Origin of the sequence: Actinomadura verrucosospora (assembly GCF_039540335.1) — a bacterium.
GTDB lineage: Bacteria > Actinomycetota > Actinomycetes > Streptosporangiales > Streptosporangiaceae > Spirillospora > Spirillospora verrucosospora.
This window is the reverse complement of sequence record NZ_BAABEV010000002.1, coordinates 153194-171737: the sequence shown is the minus strand read 5'-3', so window position 1 is coordinate 171737 and position 18544 is coordinate 153194. Positions and strand designations below refer to the sequence as shown.

19 protein-coding genes are annotated in these 18544 nt (G+C 73.3%); 15 read left to right on the top strand and 4 right to left on the bottom strand.

From position 1 onward, the window contains the following. Positions 1-30 precede the first annotated feature (30 nt). The 5 genes from ABD944_RS03200 (at position 31) to ABD944_RS03180 (ending at position 6533) form a co-directional block, all read left to right on the top strand. The gene (locus tag ABD944_RS03200) at positions 31-1560 is read left to right on the top strand and encodes an FGGY family carbohydrate kinase (protein ID WP_345172172.1); all 1530 of its coding nucleotides are present in this window, start codon (positions 31-33) and stop codon (positions 1558-1560) included. After that, positions 1557-3230: a glycerol-3-phosphate dehydrogenase/oxidase gene (locus tag ABD944_RS03195; protein WP_345172170.1), complete on the top strand. Its 1674-nt coding sequence runs from the start codon at positions 1557-1559 to the stop codon at positions 3228-3230. The genes ABD944_RS03200 and ABD944_RS03195 overlap by 4 nt, the downstream gene beginning before the upstream one ends. After that, positions 3227-4780 carry an FAD-binding oxidoreductase gene (locus ABD944_RS03190; RefSeq protein WP_345172168.1) on the top strand — a complete coding sequence of 518 codons (1554 nt, stop codon included), beginning with the start codon at positions 3227-3229 and terminating at the stop codon, positions 4778-4780. The genes ABD944_RS03195 and ABD944_RS03190 overlap by 4 nt, the downstream gene beginning before the upstream one ends. 13 nt (positions 4781-4793) lie before the next feature. Then, positions 4794-5405 carry a glycerol-3-phosphate responsive antiterminator gene (locus ABD944_RS03185; protein WP_345172167.1) on the top strand — a complete coding sequence of 204 codons (612 nt, stop codon included), beginning with the start codon at positions 4794-4796 and terminating at the stop codon, positions 5403-5405. Between the two features lie 96 nt (positions 5406-5501). Beyond that, complete coding sequence (locus tag ABD944_RS03180) at positions 5502-6533, top strand: DMT family transporter (protein ID WP_345172165.1); 1032 nt, start codon at positions 5502-5504, stop codon at positions 6531-6533. On the opposite strand, the gene ABD944_RS03175 is transcribed toward ABD944_RS03180, so the two are convergent. Next, the gene (locus ABD944_RS03175; RefSeq protein WP_345172163.1) at positions 6511-6978 is read right to left on the bottom strand and encodes a nuclear transport factor 2 family protein; all 468 of its coding nucleotides are present in this window, start codon (positions 6976-6978) and stop codon (positions 6511-6513) included. The genes ABD944_RS03180 and ABD944_RS03175 overlap by 23 nt on opposite strands. Positions 6979-7386: 408 nt before the next feature. On the opposite strand from ABD944_RS03175, the gene ABD944_RS03170 reads away from it, so the two are divergent. The 4 genes from ABD944_RS03170 (at position 7387) to ABD944_RS03155 (ending at position 9273) form a co-directional block, all read left to right on the top strand. Then, on the top strand, positions 7387-7509 hold the full coding sequence (locus ABD944_RS03170) for a hypothetical protein (protein WP_345172161.1): 123 nt from the start codon (positions 7387-7389) through the stop codon (positions 7507-7509). A gap of 329 nt (positions 7510-7838) precedes the next feature. Beyond that, positions 7839-8177, top strand: a complete 339-nt coding sequence (locus ABD944_RS03165; protein WP_179842476.1) for an ArsR/SmtB family transcription factor — start codon at positions 7839-7841, stop codon at positions 8175-8177. Beyond that, positions 8174-8650 (top strand): SRPBCC domain-containing protein, encoded by a 477-nt coding sequence (locus ABD944_RS03160; RefSeq protein WP_345172159.1) that lies wholly within the window; start codon positions 8174-8176, stop codon positions 8648-8650. Before ABD944_RS03165 ends, ABD944_RS03160 begins: the two co-directional genes overlap by 4 nt. Next, complete coding sequence (locus ABD944_RS03155; protein WP_345172157.1) at positions 8647-9273, top strand: dihydrofolate reductase family protein; 627 nt, start codon at positions 8647-8649, stop codon at positions 9271-9273. Before ABD944_RS03160 ends, ABD944_RS03155 begins: the two co-directional genes overlap by 4 nt. A 78-nt stretch (positions 9274-9351) precedes the next feature. Here ABD944_RS03155 and ABD944_RS03150 read toward each other — a convergent pair whose 3' ends face one another. After that, the gene (locus ABD944_RS03150) at positions 9352-10425 is read right to left on the bottom strand and encodes an L-type lectin family protein (protein ID WP_345172155.1); all 1074 of its coding nucleotides are present in this window, start codon (positions 10423-10425) and stop codon (positions 9352-9354) included. A 305-nt stretch (positions 10426-10730) separates the two neighbouring features. Next, complete coding sequence (locus ABD944_RS03145) at positions 10731-11519, bottom strand: SAM-dependent methyltransferase (RefSeq protein WP_345172153.1); 789 nt, start codon at positions 11517-11519, stop codon at positions 10731-10733. Positions 11520-11631: 112 nt separating this feature from the next. Between ABD944_RS03145 and ABD944_RS03140 the strand changes: the two genes are divergently transcribed. From ABD944_RS03140 to ABD944_RS03125, 4 genes are all read left to right on the top strand, one after another. Beyond that, positions 11632-12156, top strand: coding sequence for a MarR family winged helix-turn-helix transcriptional regulator (locus ABD944_RS03140; RefSeq protein WP_345172150.1), 525 nt, complete (start codon positions 11632-11634; stop codon positions 12154-12156). Between the two features lie 2 nt (positions 12157-12158). Then, entirely contained in the window at positions 12159-13457 is a 1299-nt protein-coding gene (locus tag ABD944_RS03135) for an MFS transporter (protein WP_345172148.1), read from the top strand. A 188-nt stretch (positions 13458-13645) separates the two neighbouring features. Further along, positions 13646-14128 carry a cation:proton antiporter regulatory subunit gene (locus ABD944_RS03130; protein WP_345172146.1) on the top strand — a complete coding sequence of 161 codons (483 nt, stop codon included), beginning with the start codon at positions 13646-13648 and terminating at the stop codon, positions 14126-14128. Between the two features lie 7 nt (positions 14129-14135). Next, positions 14136-15425, top strand: coding sequence for a cation:proton antiporter (locus tag ABD944_RS03125; protein WP_345172144.1), 1290 nt, complete (start codon positions 14136-14138; stop codon positions 15423-15425). A 16-nt stretch (positions 15426-15441) separates the two neighbouring features. Here ABD944_RS03125 and ABD944_RS03120 read toward each other — a convergent pair whose 3' ends face one another. Further along, positions 15442-16764 (bottom strand): cytochrome P450, encoded by a 1323-nt coding sequence (locus ABD944_RS03120; protein ID WP_345172142.1) that lies wholly within the window; start codon positions 16762-16764, stop codon positions 15442-15444. 121 nt (positions 16765-16885) lie between these two features. On the opposite strand from ABD944_RS03120, the gene ABD944_RS03115 reads away from it, so the two are divergent. Together ABD944_RS03115 and ABD944_RS03110 are read left to right on the top strand one after the other, a co-directional pair. Continuing rightward, positions 16886-17539, top strand: coding sequence for a TetR/AcrR family transcriptional regulator (locus ABD944_RS03115; protein WP_345172140.1), 654 nt, complete (start codon positions 16886-16888; stop codon positions 17537-17539). 96 nt (positions 17540-17635) lie between these two features. Continuing rightward, positions 17636-18529, top strand: a complete 894-nt coding sequence (locus tag ABD944_RS03110; RefSeq protein ID WP_345172138.1) for an RNA polymerase sigma-70 factor — start codon at positions 17636-17638, stop codon at positions 18527-18529. Positions 18530-18544 lie beyond the last annotated feature (15 nt).

The following is an 18544-nucleotide window of genomic DNA, read 5'->3' as shown; positions in this document are numbered from 1 at the left end:
GCGCGCGCTGACGAGAGGAATGTTTCGCAGATGATCAGAGAGCGCCGGCGCGGCGTGCTGAGCATCGACGAGGGCACCACCGGGACCCGCGCCGCCGTCGTCCTCGACGACGGCGGCGCGGCACCGGCCGCGTACCTGCCGATCTCGGTGCGCTCCCCCGACCACCTGCGCGTGGAGCAGGACGCGGCGGAGATCTGGGAGAACACCGTCCGGGTCTGCCGGACGGCCCTGGAGCGGGCCGCCGCGGACCGGGTGGAGATCACGGGGGTGTCGATCTCCACCCAGCGCGCGACCGTCCTGCTGTGGGACGCGGTGACCGGGGAACCGCTCAGCCCCGCCGTGGTGTGGCAGGACCGCCGCTACGCCGAGCGGCTGCGGGAGTGGGAGCCGGACTGGGACGAGCGGCTCGCCGCGTTCACCGGGCGGCCGGTCGGGTCCCGCGCCCCGCTGCTGTGGGCGGCGGAGGAGGCCGCCCGGAACGAGGAGGCGCGGCGGGCGCACGAGCGGGGCCGGCTGCTGTTCGGGTCGATCGACACCTGGCTGGTCTGGAAGCTCACCGGCGGCGCCCGGCATGTCATGTCCGCGACGAACGCCGTCGCGGCCGGCGCCTACGACCTGCGGACCGGCGGCTGGTACGGGCCCTGGGCGGACTTCCTCGGCTGCCCGCCCGACATCCTGCCGTCCGTCGTGGACGAGGACGGGGACTTCGGCTCCACCGACCCGTCCGTCCTCGGGGTGCGGCTGCCGATCCTGGCGGTCATGGGCGACCAGCACGCGGCGATGGTCGCGCTCGGCGCGCACCGGCCCGGCCAGGCGATGTGCGTGCACGGGACGGGCACGTTCCTGGACGCCGTCGCGGGCGACCGGCCGCCCGCCCACCGCGACCGGGTGCCCGGCGTGCTGACCCTGGTCGCCTGGCGCTCGCGCGGCGTGCCGCTGTTCAGCCTGGAGGGGTTCGCCGCGACGACCGGCTCGGCGGTGCGCTGGCTCTGCGAGGAGATCAGGCTGTTCGAGTCGCCCCGGCGGCTGACCGAACTGGCCGGGGAGCACTCCGGGCCGTCCCGCGTGCGGTTCGTGCCCGCGCTCGCGGGGCTGCGCACGCCGGTCTGGGCGCCGGAGGCCACCGGACTCCTCTCCGGGCTGAGCCTGTCCACCACCCGGGCCGAGCTCGCCCGGGGCGTCATCGACGGATTCGCGCACTCGGTGTGCGACCTGCTGGAAGGCGTGGAGGCGGCCATGGGGCGGCCCGTCACCGACCTCGTCTGCGGCGGCGGCCTGGCCGGCAGCGACGTCCTGATGTCCGCCCAGGCCGACCTGATCGGGCGGCCGGTGCGCCGCGCCCTCGCCCACGAGACCGCCAGCCTGCGCGGCGCCGCCTACCTCGGCGGCGTGCGCGCGGGACTGTGGCCCGACCTCGCCTCGGCGGTGGCCGGGCTCGGCACCGCCCCGGTGTTCGAGCCCGCGCTCCCCGACGGCGACCGCCGGGAGGCCCGCGCCGCATGGCGCGACCTGCTGGCCCGCCATGTCCCCAACCACTCAACGAAGGAATCGACGTCGTGATCCGGCTTACCGAACGCAAGGCGAGGTCAGAGACGAGGAACGCGATCCGCCGCACCCCGCTGGCGCTGGACCGCGGCACGCAGATCGAGCGGCTCGCGACCCAGCGGTTCGACGTGCTCGTCGTCGGCGGCGGCGTCACCGGCTGCTACACGGCGCTGGACGCCGTCAGCCGGGGGCTGAAGGTCGCGCTCGTAGAACGGGACGACTTCGCCTCGGGCACGTCCTCCAAGTCCTCGAAAATGGTGCACGGCGGCCTGCGCTACATCGAGCAGGGCAACCTGCCGCTGGTGCGGCGCTCGCTGCTGGAGCGGCAGAGGCTGCGCCGCAACGCCCCCCATCTGGTGCAGCGGCTCCCCTTCGTGTTCCCCGTGCTCACCCAGGACGGCGTGTTCGACCCGCGCATCGCCAAGGCCTTCGAGGGCCTGCTGTGGACCTACGACCTCGCGGGCGGCTGGCGCATCGGGCGGCTCCACCAGCGGCTGACGGTGCCGGAGGTCCTGGTCCGCGCCCCCCGGCTGCGCGCCGACCGCCTCAGGGGCGGCCTGCTCTACTACGACAGCCGCACCGACGACGCCCGCCTCACCCTGACCATCGCGCGGACCGCCGCGCACTTCGGCGCGACCGTCCTCAACGGCGCCGCCTGCCGCGGCCTGATCCGCGAGAACGGCCGCGTGCGCGGCGCCACCGTCCATGTCGACGGCGGCGACGTCGAGGTGCGCGCGGGGGTGGTCGTCAACGCGACGGGGGTCTGGTCCGACACCCTCGACGCGCTGTCGGATCCCGGCCACCGGCCGCGCGTCCGTCCCGCCAAGGGCGTGCACATCGTGGTGCCGTGGACCCGGCTGCCGATCGACGGGACCGTGACCGTGCCCGTCCCCGGCCGCGCCCGCCGCGCCACGTGCACCCGCTGGGGCGACGTGGTCGTGGTCGGCACCACCGACACCGACTACGACGGGCCGCTGGACGAGGTGCTGTGCACGCGGGAGGAGATGCAGTACCTCCTCGACGGGGCCAACACCGCGTTCGACGCCGAACTGGGCGCGGAGGACGTCGTCGGGTCGATCGCCGGGCTGCGCCCGCTCGTCGGGGGCAAGGAGGGCGCCACCCTCGACATGAGCCGCGACCACCGGATCGCCACCGACGCGCACGGGCTGGTCACCGTCACCGGAGGCAAGCTCACCACCAGCCGCCACATGGGCGAGCTGGTCGTGGACGAGGCGCTGAAGGAACTCGGCCGCAAGGCGCGCTGCCGCACCGTCCGCCTCCCGCTGCTGGGCGGCGCGGGCTACGACGCGGAGGCCACCTCGGCGACGGGAGGTCTCGGCGCGCACCTGGGCGAGCGGTACGGCACCGAGGCCCGCTTCGTCGCCGATCTCATCGCCGAGGACGCCTCCCTGGCCGAGCCGGTCGTCGAGGGCGGCGGCCACCTGCGGGCCGAGGTGGTGTACGCGGCCCGCTGCGAGCTGGCGCGGACCGTCGACGACGTGCTGTCGCGCCGCACCCGGATGCGGCTGTTCGCCCGCGACCTGTCGGTCAAGGCGGCCCCGGAGGTCGCGCGGCTGCTGCAGCGGGAGCTGGGGCTGTCCGACGAGGAGGCCGGGCGGCAGATCGAGGACTACGTCTCCGGCGTGGAGCGGGAGCGGACCGTACTGATGGAGGAGAACCGTTGATCAGCAGGCAGACCATCACCCACCCCTTCAACCGCGGGGACTACGTCGTCGGGGCGCCCACGCCGCCGCGCTGGGCCGCCGACTGCCCGCCCGGCGACGGCGAGGCGAGCCTGCAGCAGGGCGCGGTCGCGGTGCCGGAGGCGGTCCTCGCCGAGCTGCGGGCGGCCGCGGCCGCCGTGCACACCGGCCGGGACGAGGTGGTCCGGCGGACCCGCGACTGGTGGGCGGGCACGTCCATCGGCGAGACCGACGGGCGCCCGGCCACCCCCGACGCGGTGGTCGTCGAGGCGGCCGACGAGGAGCAGGTGGCCGCCGTGGTCCGGATCTGCGCCGCGCACCGCGTCCCGCTGACGGTGTCGGCGGGACGCAGCAACGTGCTCGGCGCGGCGCTGCCGGTGTTCGGCGGGGTCGTGCTGGACGTCTGCCGGCTCGACCGGATCCTGTCCTTCGACGCCGAATCGATGATCGTCGAGGTGCAGGCGGGGATGTTCGGCGACCTGTTCGAGAAGGAGCTCCAGGAGGTCCACGGCGCCACCGCGGGGCACTGGCCGTCGGCCTTCGCGATCTCCACGGTCGGCGGCTGGGCGGCCTGCCGCGGGGCGGGCCAGCTCTCCACCCGGTACGGCAAGATCGAGGACATGGTCGTGGGGCTGGACGTGGTCCTGCCCGACGGATCGACCGCGAGCTTCGGCACCTACCCCCGGGCGGCCGTCGGCCCCGACCTGCGGCAGCTGTTCATCGGCTCCGAGGGCACGCTCGGCGTGATCACCCGGCTGCGGCTGCGGACCCACCGGCTGCCGGAGTACGCGTCGGGCCTGGCGTACGGGTTCGCCACGTTCTCCGACGGGCTGGACGCCTGCCGCGAGATCCTCCAGCGCGGCGCGACCCCGGCGGTGCTGCGCCTGTACGACGCGCACGAGAGCGGCACCCACTTCGGCGAGCCGGACACCAACCTGCTGCTGATCGCCGATGAGGGCGACCCGGCGCTGGTGGACGCGACGATGGCCGTCGCCGAGGAGGTCTGCGCGGCCCGCGCCCCGGTGACGCTGGACGGCGACGCGGTCCTGGCGCGCTGGCTCGACGAGCGGATGATCGTGGGCAAGTCGGGCGACGGGTTCGCCAAGGGGCCCGGCTTCGTGGCCGACACCTGCGAGATCGCGGCGCCGTGGTCGTCGCTCACGGCCCTCTACGACGAGGTGATCGCGGCCGTCGAAGCCGTCCCGGGGACGCTGCGCGCCTCCGCGCACCAGTCCCACGCCTACACCGACGGCGCCTGCCTGTACTTCTCCCTGCGCGGCGACGTGGAACGCTCCCGCCGGCGGGAGTGGTACCGGGCGGTCTGGGACGCCGCCAACGACGTGCTCGTCCGGCACGGCGCCGCGATCAGCCACCACCACGGCGTGGGCCTGCTCCGGTCCCCCTACGTGCGGCCCTCTCTGGGCAGCGGCTTCGGCACCCTGGCGGCGGTCAAGCGGGCCCTCGACCCGAACGGGATCATGAACCCGGGGAAGCTGGGCCTGCCCGGGTTCTCCGAGGACCTCCGAGGATAAATAGGGTGTATTGATGGGCCTTCGTCCGAAACGTCCCGTAGATCCCCGGTTGCTGACCGCGCTGGCCGAGCACCCGGTGATGGCCTCGATCGTCGGGGCCGCCGCGGCCGGCCGGTTCGCCTCCCGGTCGGCGCCGCTCGGCATCCTCGCGTCCGTCCCGCTCGGCGAGCTGGAGGCCACGGTGGCGGCGACGCTCGCCGCACGCAAGATCGTCTTCGTGAACACGGACTCGACGCCGGGCCTGGGGCACGACCCGGGGGCCCTGACCTACCTCAAGGGGATCGGGGCGATCGGGATCTGCTCCACCCGCGCGGCGATCATCGAGCGGGCCGGCGGGCTGGGCCTGCTGACCATGCAGAAGGTCTTCGTCACGGACCGGTCGAACCTGCACCGCAGCGTGCAGTCCATCGGCCGGTCCCACCCGGACCTCGTCCAGCTCATGCCCGCGGTCATGCTGCGCTACGTCGAGCGCGAGGCCCGGGAGCTCGGCGTCCCGTACCTGGCCGCCGGCTTCGTCCAGGAGGAGGCGGACGTCTCCGAGGCGCTGCGCCACGGCGCCGCGGGCGTCTGCACCTCCGACGACACCCTGTGGGATCTGCGCCGGTCCGCCCTGCGCGCGTCCTGATCCCCGCACCATCCGGCTGACGCGCCGGCCCGCCCGTGCCCCCTGCGGCCGGGCGGGCCGGTCGCCCCTGCACGCCCCCGCAACGGAAGGACCCTCATGAAGCCGGGGACGCCCGCTCCTCCCCTGCCGGCCGGCGCTCGCGCGCCCTCTCCCGCCCGAAGAAGGGGCGGCCGCCGCGGGACGCGGGCGGGCGCGGCGCTGGCGCCCGCCCTGTTCACCGTTCTGTGGAGCAGCGCGTTCGTGGCGGGCGTCCCCGGCGTCAGGGCGGCCCCGCCGCTGCTGCTGATGTTCGCGCGGTTCGCCGTCGCCGGGGTGCTCCTCGCGGCGTACGCCCTCGTCACGCGCGCCCGATGGCCGCGGGGGCGGGCGCTGGCGCACGTCGCCGTCACGGGGCTGCTCATCCAGGCGGTGCAGTTCGGCTGCTTCTACACCGCCCTCTCCCTGCACTATCCGGCGGCGGTGATCTCGCTCGTCCAGGGCCTCAATCCGGTGGTGATCGCGCTGGCCGCCCGGCTGCTGGGCGAGACCGTCGACCGGCGGCAGGCCCTGGGCTTCGCGCTCGGCGCGGCGGGCGTGGTGCTCGCGGTCGCCGACCGGGTCAGCGTGTCGGCCTGGGGGATCCCGCTGTGCCTGGCGGGCCTCGGCGGACTCAGCCTCGGCACCCTCTACCAGAAGCGCTTCGTCCGCGACATGGACGTCAGAACCGGGACGGCCACGCAGGTCCTCGTCGGCGCGGCGGCCGTGGGCCCGCTCAGCCTGGCCGTGGAGACCCCGCGCGTGTCCGACTGGACGGCGTTCGGAGGGTCGGTCGCGTGGATGGTGCTCGTCAACTCCATCGCGGCGTTCCTGCTGCTCAACCGGATGCTGGCGCGCTCGTCGGCGACCCGGGTGAGCACGGTGTTCTTCCTGACCCCGTCGGTCACGGCGGTGCTGGCCTGGCTGGTCGCCGGCCAGGCGCTGCACCCCCTGGTGATCGCCGGTCTCGTGCTCGGCGGCGCCGGAGTCCTGCTCGCCGCCGGACGCCCCGCCTCGACGGGGCCGCCCCGGCGCGGGAGGCGCCGGGCGGCCGGCGGCGCCGGCGGGGCCGCCCGGGTGGCGGGGCGGGTCAGCGGTAGTCGTTCTCCTTGAGCTCCACGACCCAGGCGCGCCGCTCGGCGATCTTGCCGTCGCGCATGACGAACACCTCCGCCATGGACATGCGCATCTCTCCGCCCGCGGCCCGCTCCACCGTCCCGGTGAGCTCCGCCATCACCACGTCGCCCTGCTCGACCATGCGCACGACCTCCAGACGCGGCGGGTCCAGAAGCTCGGGCGGCCCGTCGATGGCCTTGTCGTAGGCCTCCTTGCCCGTCAGGTGGAAGGCACCGAAGACCGTCCACTCGATGTCGTCGGTCAGGCACGACAGGATCTGCTCGTGGTCGCTCTTACGGAATCCGTCCAGGTAGGTGGTGACCCGTCTTGATGTTGCGCGACATCGCCTTCTCCTTCGTTCCGGTCGCCGTTCGTGGGACGCGGCCGTGCCGGCCCGCGCCCCCTCATGAGCTGGTCGGAGCGGTTCGCGCATTCTCGACATCGCGATGGGGACGATAGTGGTCGTCCACCATCCGACGAAGGAACTGCAGCGATGGCCGACGCCGGTCCCAAGCAGCGGTTGTGGGCGCCGGCCCGCAGGGCTCTGATCACGGCGGCGGCCGTGAAGGTCTTCGCTGGGAAGGGGTAAGCGCGGACGTCCATCGAGGTGGCGCCTCCCGCGAGAAGCCGGGCGGCCTGGACGATGTAGGCCGCCTGGCTTTCGAGCATGTGGACGATGGAGCCGGACCCGACGTTGGTGTTCGGCCCGTACATGAGGAAGAAGTTGGGGAAGCCGGTGACGGCGAGGCCGAGGTAGGCGCGGGCGCCGTCCTTCCATGCGGCGTTGAGCTCCTGCCCGTGCGCGCCGAAGACGCGCATGGGCGCGACGAAGTCCTGGGAGCGGAACCCCGTGGCCCAGATAAGGGTGTCGAAGGCGTGGTGGACGCCGGCGGCGGTGCGGGCGCCGTGGCGGGTGATCTCGACGATCGGGCTGTCCACCACGGCTACGTCGGGCCGGTTGAGCGTCGGGTAGTACTCGCTCGAAGCGAGGATGCGCTTGCATCCCGGCTCGTAGCGGGGTGTCAGGCGCCGCCGCAACCGCGGGTCGCTGACGGACCGGAGCGCGTACCGGCAGAGCAGGCGGACGGGCGCCGACAGGACGCGGCGGCCGCGCTGGGAGACCAGCGCGGGTTGAGGACATCTTCGGCCCCGAGCTCTACGTCCCCGCCAGCGCCCTCGGCTACCTCATGGCCCTGCACGCCTGGCAACTCCTCACCGACCGGCCGGAAACCGGCGCCGGGAAGAGACCGCCGCATACTTAGCCGTTGCGCTAACCATGACGCTCGGGCAATACTTAGCTTTATGGCACAGTATTCGCCGGAGCTGGACGGCGTGTTCGTCGCCCTCGCCGACCCGACCCGGCGCGCCGTCGTCCGGCGCCTCGGGCTCGGGCCGACGAGCGTCGGCGACCTCGCCCGCGAGTTCCCCATGACCCTCCCCTCGTTCATGAAGCACGTGCGGACCCTGGAGTCGAACGGGCTCATCCGCACCCTCAAGTCCGGTCGGGTGCGCACCTGCGTGCTCAACCGCGAAAGGCTCGATCTCGTCGACGACTGGCTCGCCGAGCAACGCCGGATCTGGGAGGGGCGCACCGACCGCCTCGAACAGTTCGTCACCGACCCGAAGGAAGAAGGCCGATGAACCCCGATCTCGACCTCGGCCTGGAGCGGATCATCCGCGCTCCCCGCGCGACCGTGTGGCGCGCCTGGACCGATCCATCCCAGCTCGAACAGTGGTGGGTCCCGGCCCCGTCCCACTGCCGGGTGGACCATCTGGACACGCGGCCCGGCGGAGCGTTCGTCACGCGGCTGAGCGACGACGGGACCCACTTCGGCCCGCACATGGACGCGTGCTTTCTCGCCGTCGAGGAGCCCCACCGGATCGTGTTCACCAACGCGATCGACAGCACGTGGCGTCCCGCGCACCCCGCACCGGTCGCGATGACCGCCACGATCACGATGGACGACCATCCGGACGGCACGGCCTACCGGCTGGTCGTCCAGCACCGCGACACCGAGGCCCGCGCCCGCCACAGCGAACTCGGCTTCGCCGACGGCTGGACGACGGTCGCCGGCCAGCTGGCCGCCTTCGCGGAGAGGCTCACCGCACGATGAAGATCACCCTCACCGAGTTCGTCACGCTCGACGGAGTCAGCCAGGGCCCCGGCTCGCCGGACGAGGACACCACGGACGGTTTCACCCGCGGCGGCTGGCTCGTGCCCCACATGGACGCCACGTTCGTCCGGCGCGCCTCCGAGTGGCTCGACCTCGCCGACGGCCTGCTCCTCGGCCGGCGCACCTACGAGGCGTTCGCGCGCGACTGGCCGAAGATCACCGATCCGGCCGACCCCTTCACCGCACGGATGAACGCGCTGCCGAAATACGTGGTGTCCGACACCCTCACCGAGGGGACCTGGCACCCCACCACCGTGCTCGCGGGCGATCCGGTCCAGACGGTCGCCGGCCTCAAGGCGCGGCCCGGGCGGGAACTCCAGATCCACGGCAGTTCCCACCTGGGGGACTCGCTGCTGTCGGCGGGCCTGATCGACGCGCTCCGCCTCGTGGTCGCGCCCGTCGTGCTGCGAAGCGGCCGGCGCCTTCTGGACGCGCAGGGCGCCCCGAACGGGCTGCGCCTCGTCCGCCACGAGGCCACCCCGGCGGGTGTGCTGCTCCTCGAATACGAGACGACCGGCCGAGCACCTCAAGGCCAGTACGAGGGAGTCGCAGCGTTCACCTAGTACGGGAGAAGGACGATCCGCGGGCCGCGGCTCGACGGGCTCCGAGTGAGTCCGTCGAGCCGCGGTCCGCCGTTCGGCTCAGTCGCGCTGGGAGCGCACCGTGACCCGGCGGATGAGCTGCACGTCGGTGAGCGGGCCCGTGGACGCGGCGAAGCCGAACTTGACGGTGTTCGGGACGGGCCTGGGGGCGGCGAACCTCAGCACCCGCTTGAAACCGGCGCCGTCCCGGAAGTCGACGTCGACCGTCGCCACCGGATTCGGTCCGGGCGACACCGACACGCGGACGACTCGCTTCACCGGTTCGAGCAGCTTTTCGGCTCGGCTCGGCGTGACGCCGGCGGGCATCGTCTTCAGGTCTCCGTGGAGCCGCCCCGGAAGCGACGATCGCCACGGGCCCCTGGTCGTCTTGTTCTTGGTGGTCGCGGCGAGCAGGCAGTATCCGGTGGAGCCGTTCCCGGGGCCCCGCGCGGTCACGACGTTGGGACCGGGAGCGGGCGGACGGAACACCGTCCCGGCCGGGGAACGCCGCTCGCAGCCGTTCCCGCGCCCTTCACCGTCGCCGAAGTAGTCCCCGAGCACGTCGAGCCCGATGCCGAGGTACCCGCCGTCGACTCCGGGGACGAACTGCTCGCCGGCCCGGCCGCCCGGGAGTTTCTGGGCGTAACCGAGGCTCCCTCCGAACGCCCCGGGCGTGTTGAGGCCCCGGGCGCCGTCGGTCATGAAGAACGAGATCCCGTCGGCCGGAGCCCGCGTGGTGTTGCCGTACTGCCATTGTTCGAAGGTGACCTCCAGGCCGCCGCGCGTGGGAACGGGCGAGTCGAACAGCGCGGCGCCGGTCTGCTCGAAATGGGCGTCGGTGAGTTGCAGATATCCGCGCGTCGCCGCGTCGCCCGGCGGCACCGGACCGACCGGGTCCCGGCGGCAGCCGCTCAGCGGGTGGTTCGTGGCCTCGGCCGCCGGGTTCCCCCGCGGCGCGCCCGTCAGGCAGGCCGACCCGTACCCGACGAAGCGCGAGTCCGCGGTGGCTCCGGTGAACGATTCGCGGACCAGCACGGATCCCGGACGGTGGTCCGCCGCCGACGCGTGCCCGAATGACGCGACGGCCGCGACGACACCGACCGCCGCCGTGATGCAAGCTCCCCGATGCCTCATGCCGTTGACTCCTCACGCAGGTCCGAAACGATCTCTCTTCCGCGTTCATCTGAACACACGATCACGTCGAGACCCCCGCATTGCCGGTTTCGCGGCAAGACACGAAGTCATTCTTTACCGCAATGCATGGCATCCCACGAGACGGCCGAGACTTCGCCATGAAAAGCAGAAAACAAACGTTTTACGGAAACCGGAAGTCGGCCATTCCGCGTCCCTCATCGCGGAGCGGCACAGCGAGGGCGTGCCCGCCACCGGTACGAGGGAGACGGGTCCGTCCGGGGTGCGTTGAAGGGGCGAGACGGGTGTCAGGGCTTGCGGGCCAATCCGCCTGAGCAGGACACCTCGGGGACGTCTTCCTGGCCGGGGTCGGGCCGCCATCGCGTCACCGGCACGACACCGGGTTCCAGCAGCTCCAGGCCGTCGAAGTAGCCGGCGATCTGCTCCTGCGTGCGTGGAATGTAGGGGACGGCGCCGCTCGCGGAGTTGTAGGTGCGGATGGCCGCGGCGTAGGCGGGGTCGCTGTCGGTGCCGTCGTAGACGGCCAGGTAGCTGCCGGACGGCAGCGCCGCCATGAGCCGGTCGACGATCGAACGGGCCCGGTCGTAGTCGCCCACCAGCCCGAGGATGCCCATGAGCATGAGCGCGACGGGCTCGTCGTAGTCGAGGGTGCGGGCGGCTTCGGCGAGGATCGCCTCGGGCTCGCGGACGTCGGCCTCGACGTAGTCGGTGGCGCCTTCGGGCGTGCTGGTCAGCAGCTTCCGGGCGTGCGTCAGCACCAGCGGGTCGTTGTCGACGTAGACGATCCGGGAGGCCGGGGCGAGCCGCTGGGCGATCTCGTGGGTGTTGTCCATGGTGGGCAGCCCGGTCCCGATGTCCAGGAACTGGCGGACGCCCGCCTCCCCCGCCAGGTGGCGCACCACCCGCTGCAGCATCCGCCGGGACTGCCGGGCCATGGCGACCATCCCGGGGAAGACCGCGAAGATCCCTTCTCCGGCCTGCCGGTCGACGGGGTAGTTGTCGGTACCGCCCAGCAGGAAGTTCCAGATCCGGGCCGAATGCGGCACGGTCGTGTCGATCTCGGGTCGTGAGCTCACCGCGGACGGCCTCCCCGTTTTCGGATCCCTTGCAGGCTCTTCTACCCACCACGGCCCCGCTGAGCGTGGTCCGGAGGGGACAGGCATGCAACAGCGCTGTTATATTAGCGCTGTGACATCCTCGGACCCGACCGCGACGCCGGGGCGGTGGCATGCGCTGCACACCCTGCTGGCCGGCCTGGACGCCCAGATCGAATCCCTGTACGCCGACCGAGGCATCCGGGGAGTCCGCCCCCGCTTCGCCTACCCCCTCATCCGTCTCGCGCATACCGGCCCGCTGACGATCCGCGAACTGGCCGCCTCGCTCGACCGCTCCCACTCGGCGATGAGCCAGACGATCGCGGCCATGCGCCGCGAGGGGCTGGTCGACTCCGAGCCGGGCGCCGACGCCCGCACGCGCCGCGTCTCCCTGACCGACCGGGGCCGCGCCCTCGTCCCGTTCCTGGAGGCCGAGTGGCGCGCGACCGAGGCGGCGGTCGCCGAACTCGACGACGAGGTGCCGCATCGGCTCAGCGCCGTCGTCACCGAGCTGGAGCGCGCTCTGGCACGGCGGCCGATGAAGGACAGGATCCTCTCCCATCTCGGCGCCGTGCCTCCCGATCCCGCGCCCCCGGCGCCCGCCCCGGCCGAACCGTAGCCGTGGCCCTGAGCGAACGGCTCATCGACGTCCGTCCGCTGCGCGGGAGCCGGGCGTTCCGCGACCTGTGGGTCGGGTCGTCGCTCGCCTCGATCGGCCGTCAGATCGCCGTCGTCGCCGTCCTGCAGCAGGTCTGGGAACTGACCCGCAGCCCCCTGTGGACCGGGGCCATCGGCCTGGCCACGGGTGTGCCCATGCTCGTGCTCGGCCTGGTCGGCGGATCGCTGGCCGACGCCGTCGACCGCAGGAGCCTCGTCCGCGCGGCCACCGGCGGCCAGGCGCTGGCGTCCCTCGGCCTGATGGCGCAGGCCGCCGCCGGGAACCGGTCGGTGACGCTGCTGCTGGCCCTGGTCGCCGTCGAGACCGGCTGCGCGGCGCTCGGGGCGCCGGCCCGGCGCACCTTCCCCGTTCGGCTGCTGCCCTCCGACCAGGTCGCCGCCGGGCTCGCCCTGCAGAGCGTCGCGTTCCAGGCGTCCATGCTGGTCGGGCCGGCCGTCGCCGGGCTCGTGCTCGCGCAGTGGCGCTACCCCGCCGCGTACGCGGTCCAGGCCCTGGCCACCGCCGCGTCGCTGGTCGCCGTGATCCGGCTGCCCGCGATGCCCGTCCGGCGCGCCGAGGATGAGCGGCCGCCGGGAGAGGAACGCCGCGGGCCGCTCCCGGGAGGCTGGCGGCTCGTCCTGCGGCACCCGATCCTGTGGGGGTCCTTCGGCGTCGACCTCGCCGCCACCGTCCTGGCCATGCCCATCGCGCTCTTCCCCATGGTCAACGAGCTCCGGTTCGGCGGCGATCCCCGGACGCTGGGGCTGTTCCTGTCCGCGATCGCGGTCGGCGGGCTCGGCGCCGGCCTGTTCTCGGGGACGGTCACCCGCCTCCGCCGCGGCGCCCTCGCCCAGCTCGTCGCGGCCTCGGTCTGGGGGCTGGCCCTCGCCGGTTTCGGTCTGGCGGGGCCTCTCTGGCTCGCGCTGTCCTGCCTGGCGGCGGCCGGCGCGGCCGACACCGTGGCCGTGATCACCCGCGGCGCCCTGGTCCAGGTCGAGACCCCCGACCACTTCCGGGGCCGGGTCTCCTCGGTCGAGCACGTCATCGGCGTCGCCGGCCCCGAGCTCGGCAACTTCCGCGGTGGGCTGCTCGCGTCCGCCACCTCCGCGCCCCTGGCCCTCCTGGTCGGCGGCCTGGCGGCGGCGGCCGCGGTCGTCTCCCTCGGCCTCCTCAATCCGGCTCTGCGACGGCACCGGGCAGCGCCCGGGCACCCCGACCCGGACCGTGCTCCGCGGCAGGAGTCTCCCGCGACCAGCGGATGACCCTGCCCGCCGGGCACCATGGGCTGCGCTTCCATGGACGGGTTTCGCCTAGGGTCGTGTTCCGGTCGGTTCTGGAACCATGTCCGAAACCCCACGGGCGGCGCTCAGGGACGGCCGGGCCGGCGCACGGGCGCGCCGGGGCATCCTCCGTGCGGCCACGGAGATCACGGAGAAGGCGGGAGAGGGTCATGGACGTCGAGCGGACATCGCTGCCGGGCATCGGGTTGCGGCACGTCTTCACCACCGGGCGGGGGCGCCAGATCGGGGTGGTGTCGCACCGCACGGGCCGCCGCGATCTGGTGATCTACGACAAGGACGATCCCGATACCTGCGTCGTGTCGGTGGCGCTGGCGGCCGAGGAGGCCAACGCCCTCGCCGAGCTGCTGGGCACCGGCCGGGTGGTGGAACGGCTGGCCGAGCTCAACCGGCAGGTCGAGGGGCTGGTGACCGAGCAGATCCTGCTGACGGCCGCCTCGCCGTTCGCGGGGCGCCGGCTGGGCGACACCCGGGCCCGCACCCGCTCCGGCGCCTCGATCGTCGCGGTGGTGCGCGACGGCGAGGTCATCGCCAGCCCGCGCCCGGACTTCGAGTTCCGCGCCGAGGACGTCGTGGTGGTGGTCGGCACCGACGAGGGGACGGCCGCCGTCGCGGCCATCCTGCACGGCGGGTGAGAGGACCGTGCATGCCGCGACACAACTGATCGAACTCGGAGCGATCGTCCTGGCGCTGGGGCTGCTGGGCGCGATGGCGGTCCGCTTCTCCATCTCACCGATCCCGCTGTACCTGGTGGCCGGGCTGGCCTTCGGCTCGGGCGGCATCCTGCCCCTCGGCGCCAGCGAGGAGTTCGTCTCGCTCGGCGCCGAGGTGGGGGTCATCCTGCTCCTGTTCACCCTCGGGCTGGAGTACACCGCGGGCGAGCTCGTCGGAACCCTGCGCACCTCGGCTCCGGCAGGACTGGCCGACCTCGTGCTCAACGCCGCTCCCGGGGTGGCGGTGGCGCTGATCCTCGGCTGGGGGCCGGTGGCCGCGGTGGCGCTCGGCGGCATCACCTACGTCACCTCGTCCGGGATCACCGCGAAGGTCATGGGCGACCTCGGCTGGCTGGGCAACCGGGAGACCCCGGCGGTGCTGTCGATCCTGGTGTTCGAGGACCTGGCGATGGCCGCCTACCTGCCGATCCTCACCGCGCTGCTGGCCGGGGCCTCCCTGGTCGCCGGGGCGACCACGCTCGGCATCGCCGCCGCCACCATCACCCTGATCCTGTTCGTCGCGCTGCGGCACGGCCGGCTGGTGGAACGGTTCGTGGCCAGCCCCACCGACGAGGTGCTGCTGCTGAAGGTGCTGGGCCTGACCCTGCTGGTCGCCGGCGTGGCCCAGCAGTTGCAGGTGTCGGCGGCGGTCGGCGCGTTCCTGGTCGGCATCGCCCTGTCGGGCCCGCTGGCCCACACCGCGCGCGAGCTGCTGGCGCCGCTGCGGGACCTGTTCGCCGCGGTGTTCTTCGTGTTCTTCGGCCTGCACACCGATCCCGGCCAGCTGCCGCCCGTGCTGGGCGTGGCCGCGCTGCTCGCCGTCGCCGGGATCGCCACCAAGCTCGCCTCGGGCTGGCTGGCCGCCCGCCGCGCGGGGGTGGCCGCCCGCGGGCGGCTGCGGGCCGGAGCGGCACTGGTCCCGCGCGGGGAGTTCAACATCGTCATCGCCGGGCTGGCGGTGTCCGCCGGCATCAACCCCCGGCTCGGGCCGCTGGCCGCCGCCTATGTGCTGATGCTGGCCATCGCCGGGCCGCTGATCGCCCGTGGCGTCGAACCCTTCATCCGCTGGCGCAACGTCCGGCCGTCCCGCACCCGGCCGGACGGGGCACGCCGGAGGCAGGACGTCCCCCAGCCCGCCGACGGGGCCGCCGCCGACCGGGAGGCGAGGCGGGACGAGGCGGAGCCTTCGGGCCGGCCGCCGCTGTCCGGCCAGCAGTGAACCGCGCCCCTGCCGCTCAGCGCCGGGCCGGCGGAGGGGTGAAGGTGCAGGGCAGGCGCTTGTAGCCGTTGATGAAGCCGGACTTGAGCCGGTCGGGCTCCCCCGCGGCGATGTCGGGCAGGCGGGTGAACAGCTCGCGGAACATCACGGTGATCTCTCGCCGTGCCAGGTTGGCGCCCAGGCAGAAGTGCGGCCCGGGGCCGCCGAACCCGACGTGCGGGTTCGGCGAGCGCGTGATGTCGAACCGGTCGGGGTCGGCGAAGACCGCCTCGTCGCGGTTGGCGGACCAGTAGAACAGCGTCACGCGGTCGCCCTTGCGGAAGGTGTGGCCGTTCATCTCGTGGTCGCGGGTGAGGTTGCGCCGCATGAAGATGACCGGGCTGCTGAAGCGCACGATCTCCTCGACGGCCCCGGCGATGCGTCCGTCGAAGTCGGCCAGCAGCAGCTCGCGCTGGTCGGGGTGCTCGGTGAACAGCTTCAGGCCGTGCGCGATCGCGTTGCGGGTGGTCTCGTTCCCGGCCACCACCAGCAGCAGGAAGAACGTGGCGAACTCGCGCGGGGTCAGCCGTTCGCCGTCGACGTTGGCGTTCACCAGCGCCGAGGTCAGGTCGCCGGTGGGGGACGCTCTGCGCTCGCGCCCGAGCCGGGCCGCCAGCCGGTGCAGCCGCCACCCCGCGGACGCCACCGTGCCCAGCATGCGCAGCGTGCCGAGCCGGCCCGGTTTCGGGGCGCCGTCCCGGTACTCGAGGGTGGCGCCCACGTACTCGGGGTCGCTGTAGCCGACGATGATGTTGGTCAGTTCCACCACCCGCCAGTGGTGCCGGGCGGGGATGCCGAGCATGTCGCAGATGACCTCGACCGGCAGCCGCGCCGCCGCCCCGGACACGAAGTCGCCGCCGCCGGCCTCGACCAGCTCGTCCACGATCCGGGCGGCGCGCCGGGCGATGTCGTCCTCGGCCCTGGCCAGCATCCTGGGGCTGAACGCCCGCGAGACGATCCGGCGGATCTTGGCGTGCCGCGGGTCGTCCATGTCGATCATCGAGTTGAAGTAGCCGTCCATCCAGCGCGGCATGTCTGCCGGACTGGTGGCGCTGGGCTCGCTGCTGAAGATCTCCGGGTGGCGGCTGGCCTCCGTCACGTCGGCGTGGTGGACCAGCGCCCAGGATCCCGGGCTCTGCCGGAGGAAGGGGAGCTTGGGCAGGGTGAAGAACACCGGGCCCGGCTGGGCGCGCAGCAGCGCGAACGCCCGCGCCCGCTCCTCCAGCGGACGGGCCCAGAACCGCAGGTCGCTCAGGTCGATGTCCGCCAGATTCAGCTGCGGGGGGATCTCCGTGGCCACCGGGCCTCACGCTCCCGTCTCGTCGCGACCGAGTTTCTGGTGATGCGACACACCAGAAATATCTGGTGAGTACCGTCTCCAGATTTGCGGAGGAAGTCAAGGGATGCGGCACAATCGGGCTGTGACGTCCCAGCCGCCCCGCGCGCGCCCCTACGGCGGCGTGCCCGCCGACGAGCGCCGGGCCCGCCGCCGGGCCGCGCTGCTGGCGGCCGGGCTGGAGCTGCTGGGCACCCAGGGGTGGGCCGCCACGACCGTGCGGAAGGTGTGCGCCGAGGCCGGGCTCAACGACCGCTACTTCTACGAGAGCTTCCCGGACCGCGACGCCCTCCTCCTGGCGATCGTCGACGACCAGGTCGCCCGGGGCACCGACGTGATCCTGTCCGCCGCCCGCCGGGCGCCCCGGCATCCGCAGGCCCGCACCCGCGCCGTGGTCACCGCCGTGTTCGACTTCCTGACCACCGACCCGCGCCGGGCCCACATCCTCACCCACGCGTTCCCCTCCTCGCCCCTGCTCCAGCGCCGGCGCATCGAGATCATCCGGACCATGGCCGTGATCTTCGCCGCGCAGACCCACGAGACCCTCGACCAGGTCCCGCTTCCCGACGTCGACGTGGAACTGACCGGCCTGACCCTCACCGCGGGGCTCTGGGAGCTGTTCACCACCTGGTTCCGCGGAGACCTGGACGTCGACCGCGACCACCTGATCGACTACACCGTCGCGCTGACGCTGAGCACCGCCGAACTGGCCACACCCCTCCACCACCGCCTCCACTGACCGCACGCGCGGATGTGACGGAGCACACGCGCGCCGGTGTTACGGACGGGCCGCCCGCGGTGTCCTGTGGGCGACCCGTGCAGGAAGGATGATTCCGTGAGCGACCGCGCCGCCGACCCGGCGACCGAGGACTTCGTCACCCACCGCAACCTCCTCTTCACCGTCGCCTACGAGATGCTCGGTTCCGCCGCCGACGCCGAGGACGTCCTCCAGGAGACCTGGCTGCGGTGGGTCAAGGTCGACCTGGCGCAGGTGCGCGACCGGCGCGCCTACCTGGTCCGGATCACCACCCGGCAGGCGCTCAACCGGTTGCGGACGATGACGCGGCGCAGGGAGGCCTACGTCGGGCCCTGGCTGCCCGAGCCGCTGCTCACCTCGCCGGACGTGGCGGAGGACGTCGAGCTCGCCGAGAGCATGTCGATGGCGCTGATGCTCGTCCTGGAGACGCTGGCGCCCACCGAACGCGCCGTCTTCGTTCTGCGGGAGGTCTTCGACGTCGGCTACGAGGAGATCGCGGCCGCGGTCGGCAAGAGCACCGCCGCCGTCCGCCAGATCGCCCACCGCGCCCGCCGGCACGTCGACGCCCGCCGCCCCCGCGAGGCGGTCTCGCAGGCCGAGACCCGGGCCGTGCTGGACTCGTTCCGGCGCGCTCTCGACACCGGCGACCTCCAGGGGCTGCTCGACGTGCTCGCCCCCGACGTCGTGATGGTGGGCGACGGCGGCGGGCTCAAGCAGGCGGCGCTCCGGCCGGTCACCGGCGCCGAGAAGGTGGCCCGCTACATCGTCGGCGGCACCGGCAGGGTGAAGAGCACGGTCACCGTCGAGCAGACCGTGGTCAACGGCAACCCCGCGCTCGTCATGCGGCTGGACGGCGAGCTCGACGGCGTCCTGGCGGTCCGCGTCGAGGGTGCCCGCATCACCGGTCTCTACTACGTCCGCAATCCCGAGAAGCTGACCCGCGTGGAGGCCGAGACCCCGCTCACGCGATGACCCCGGGGAGGCGCC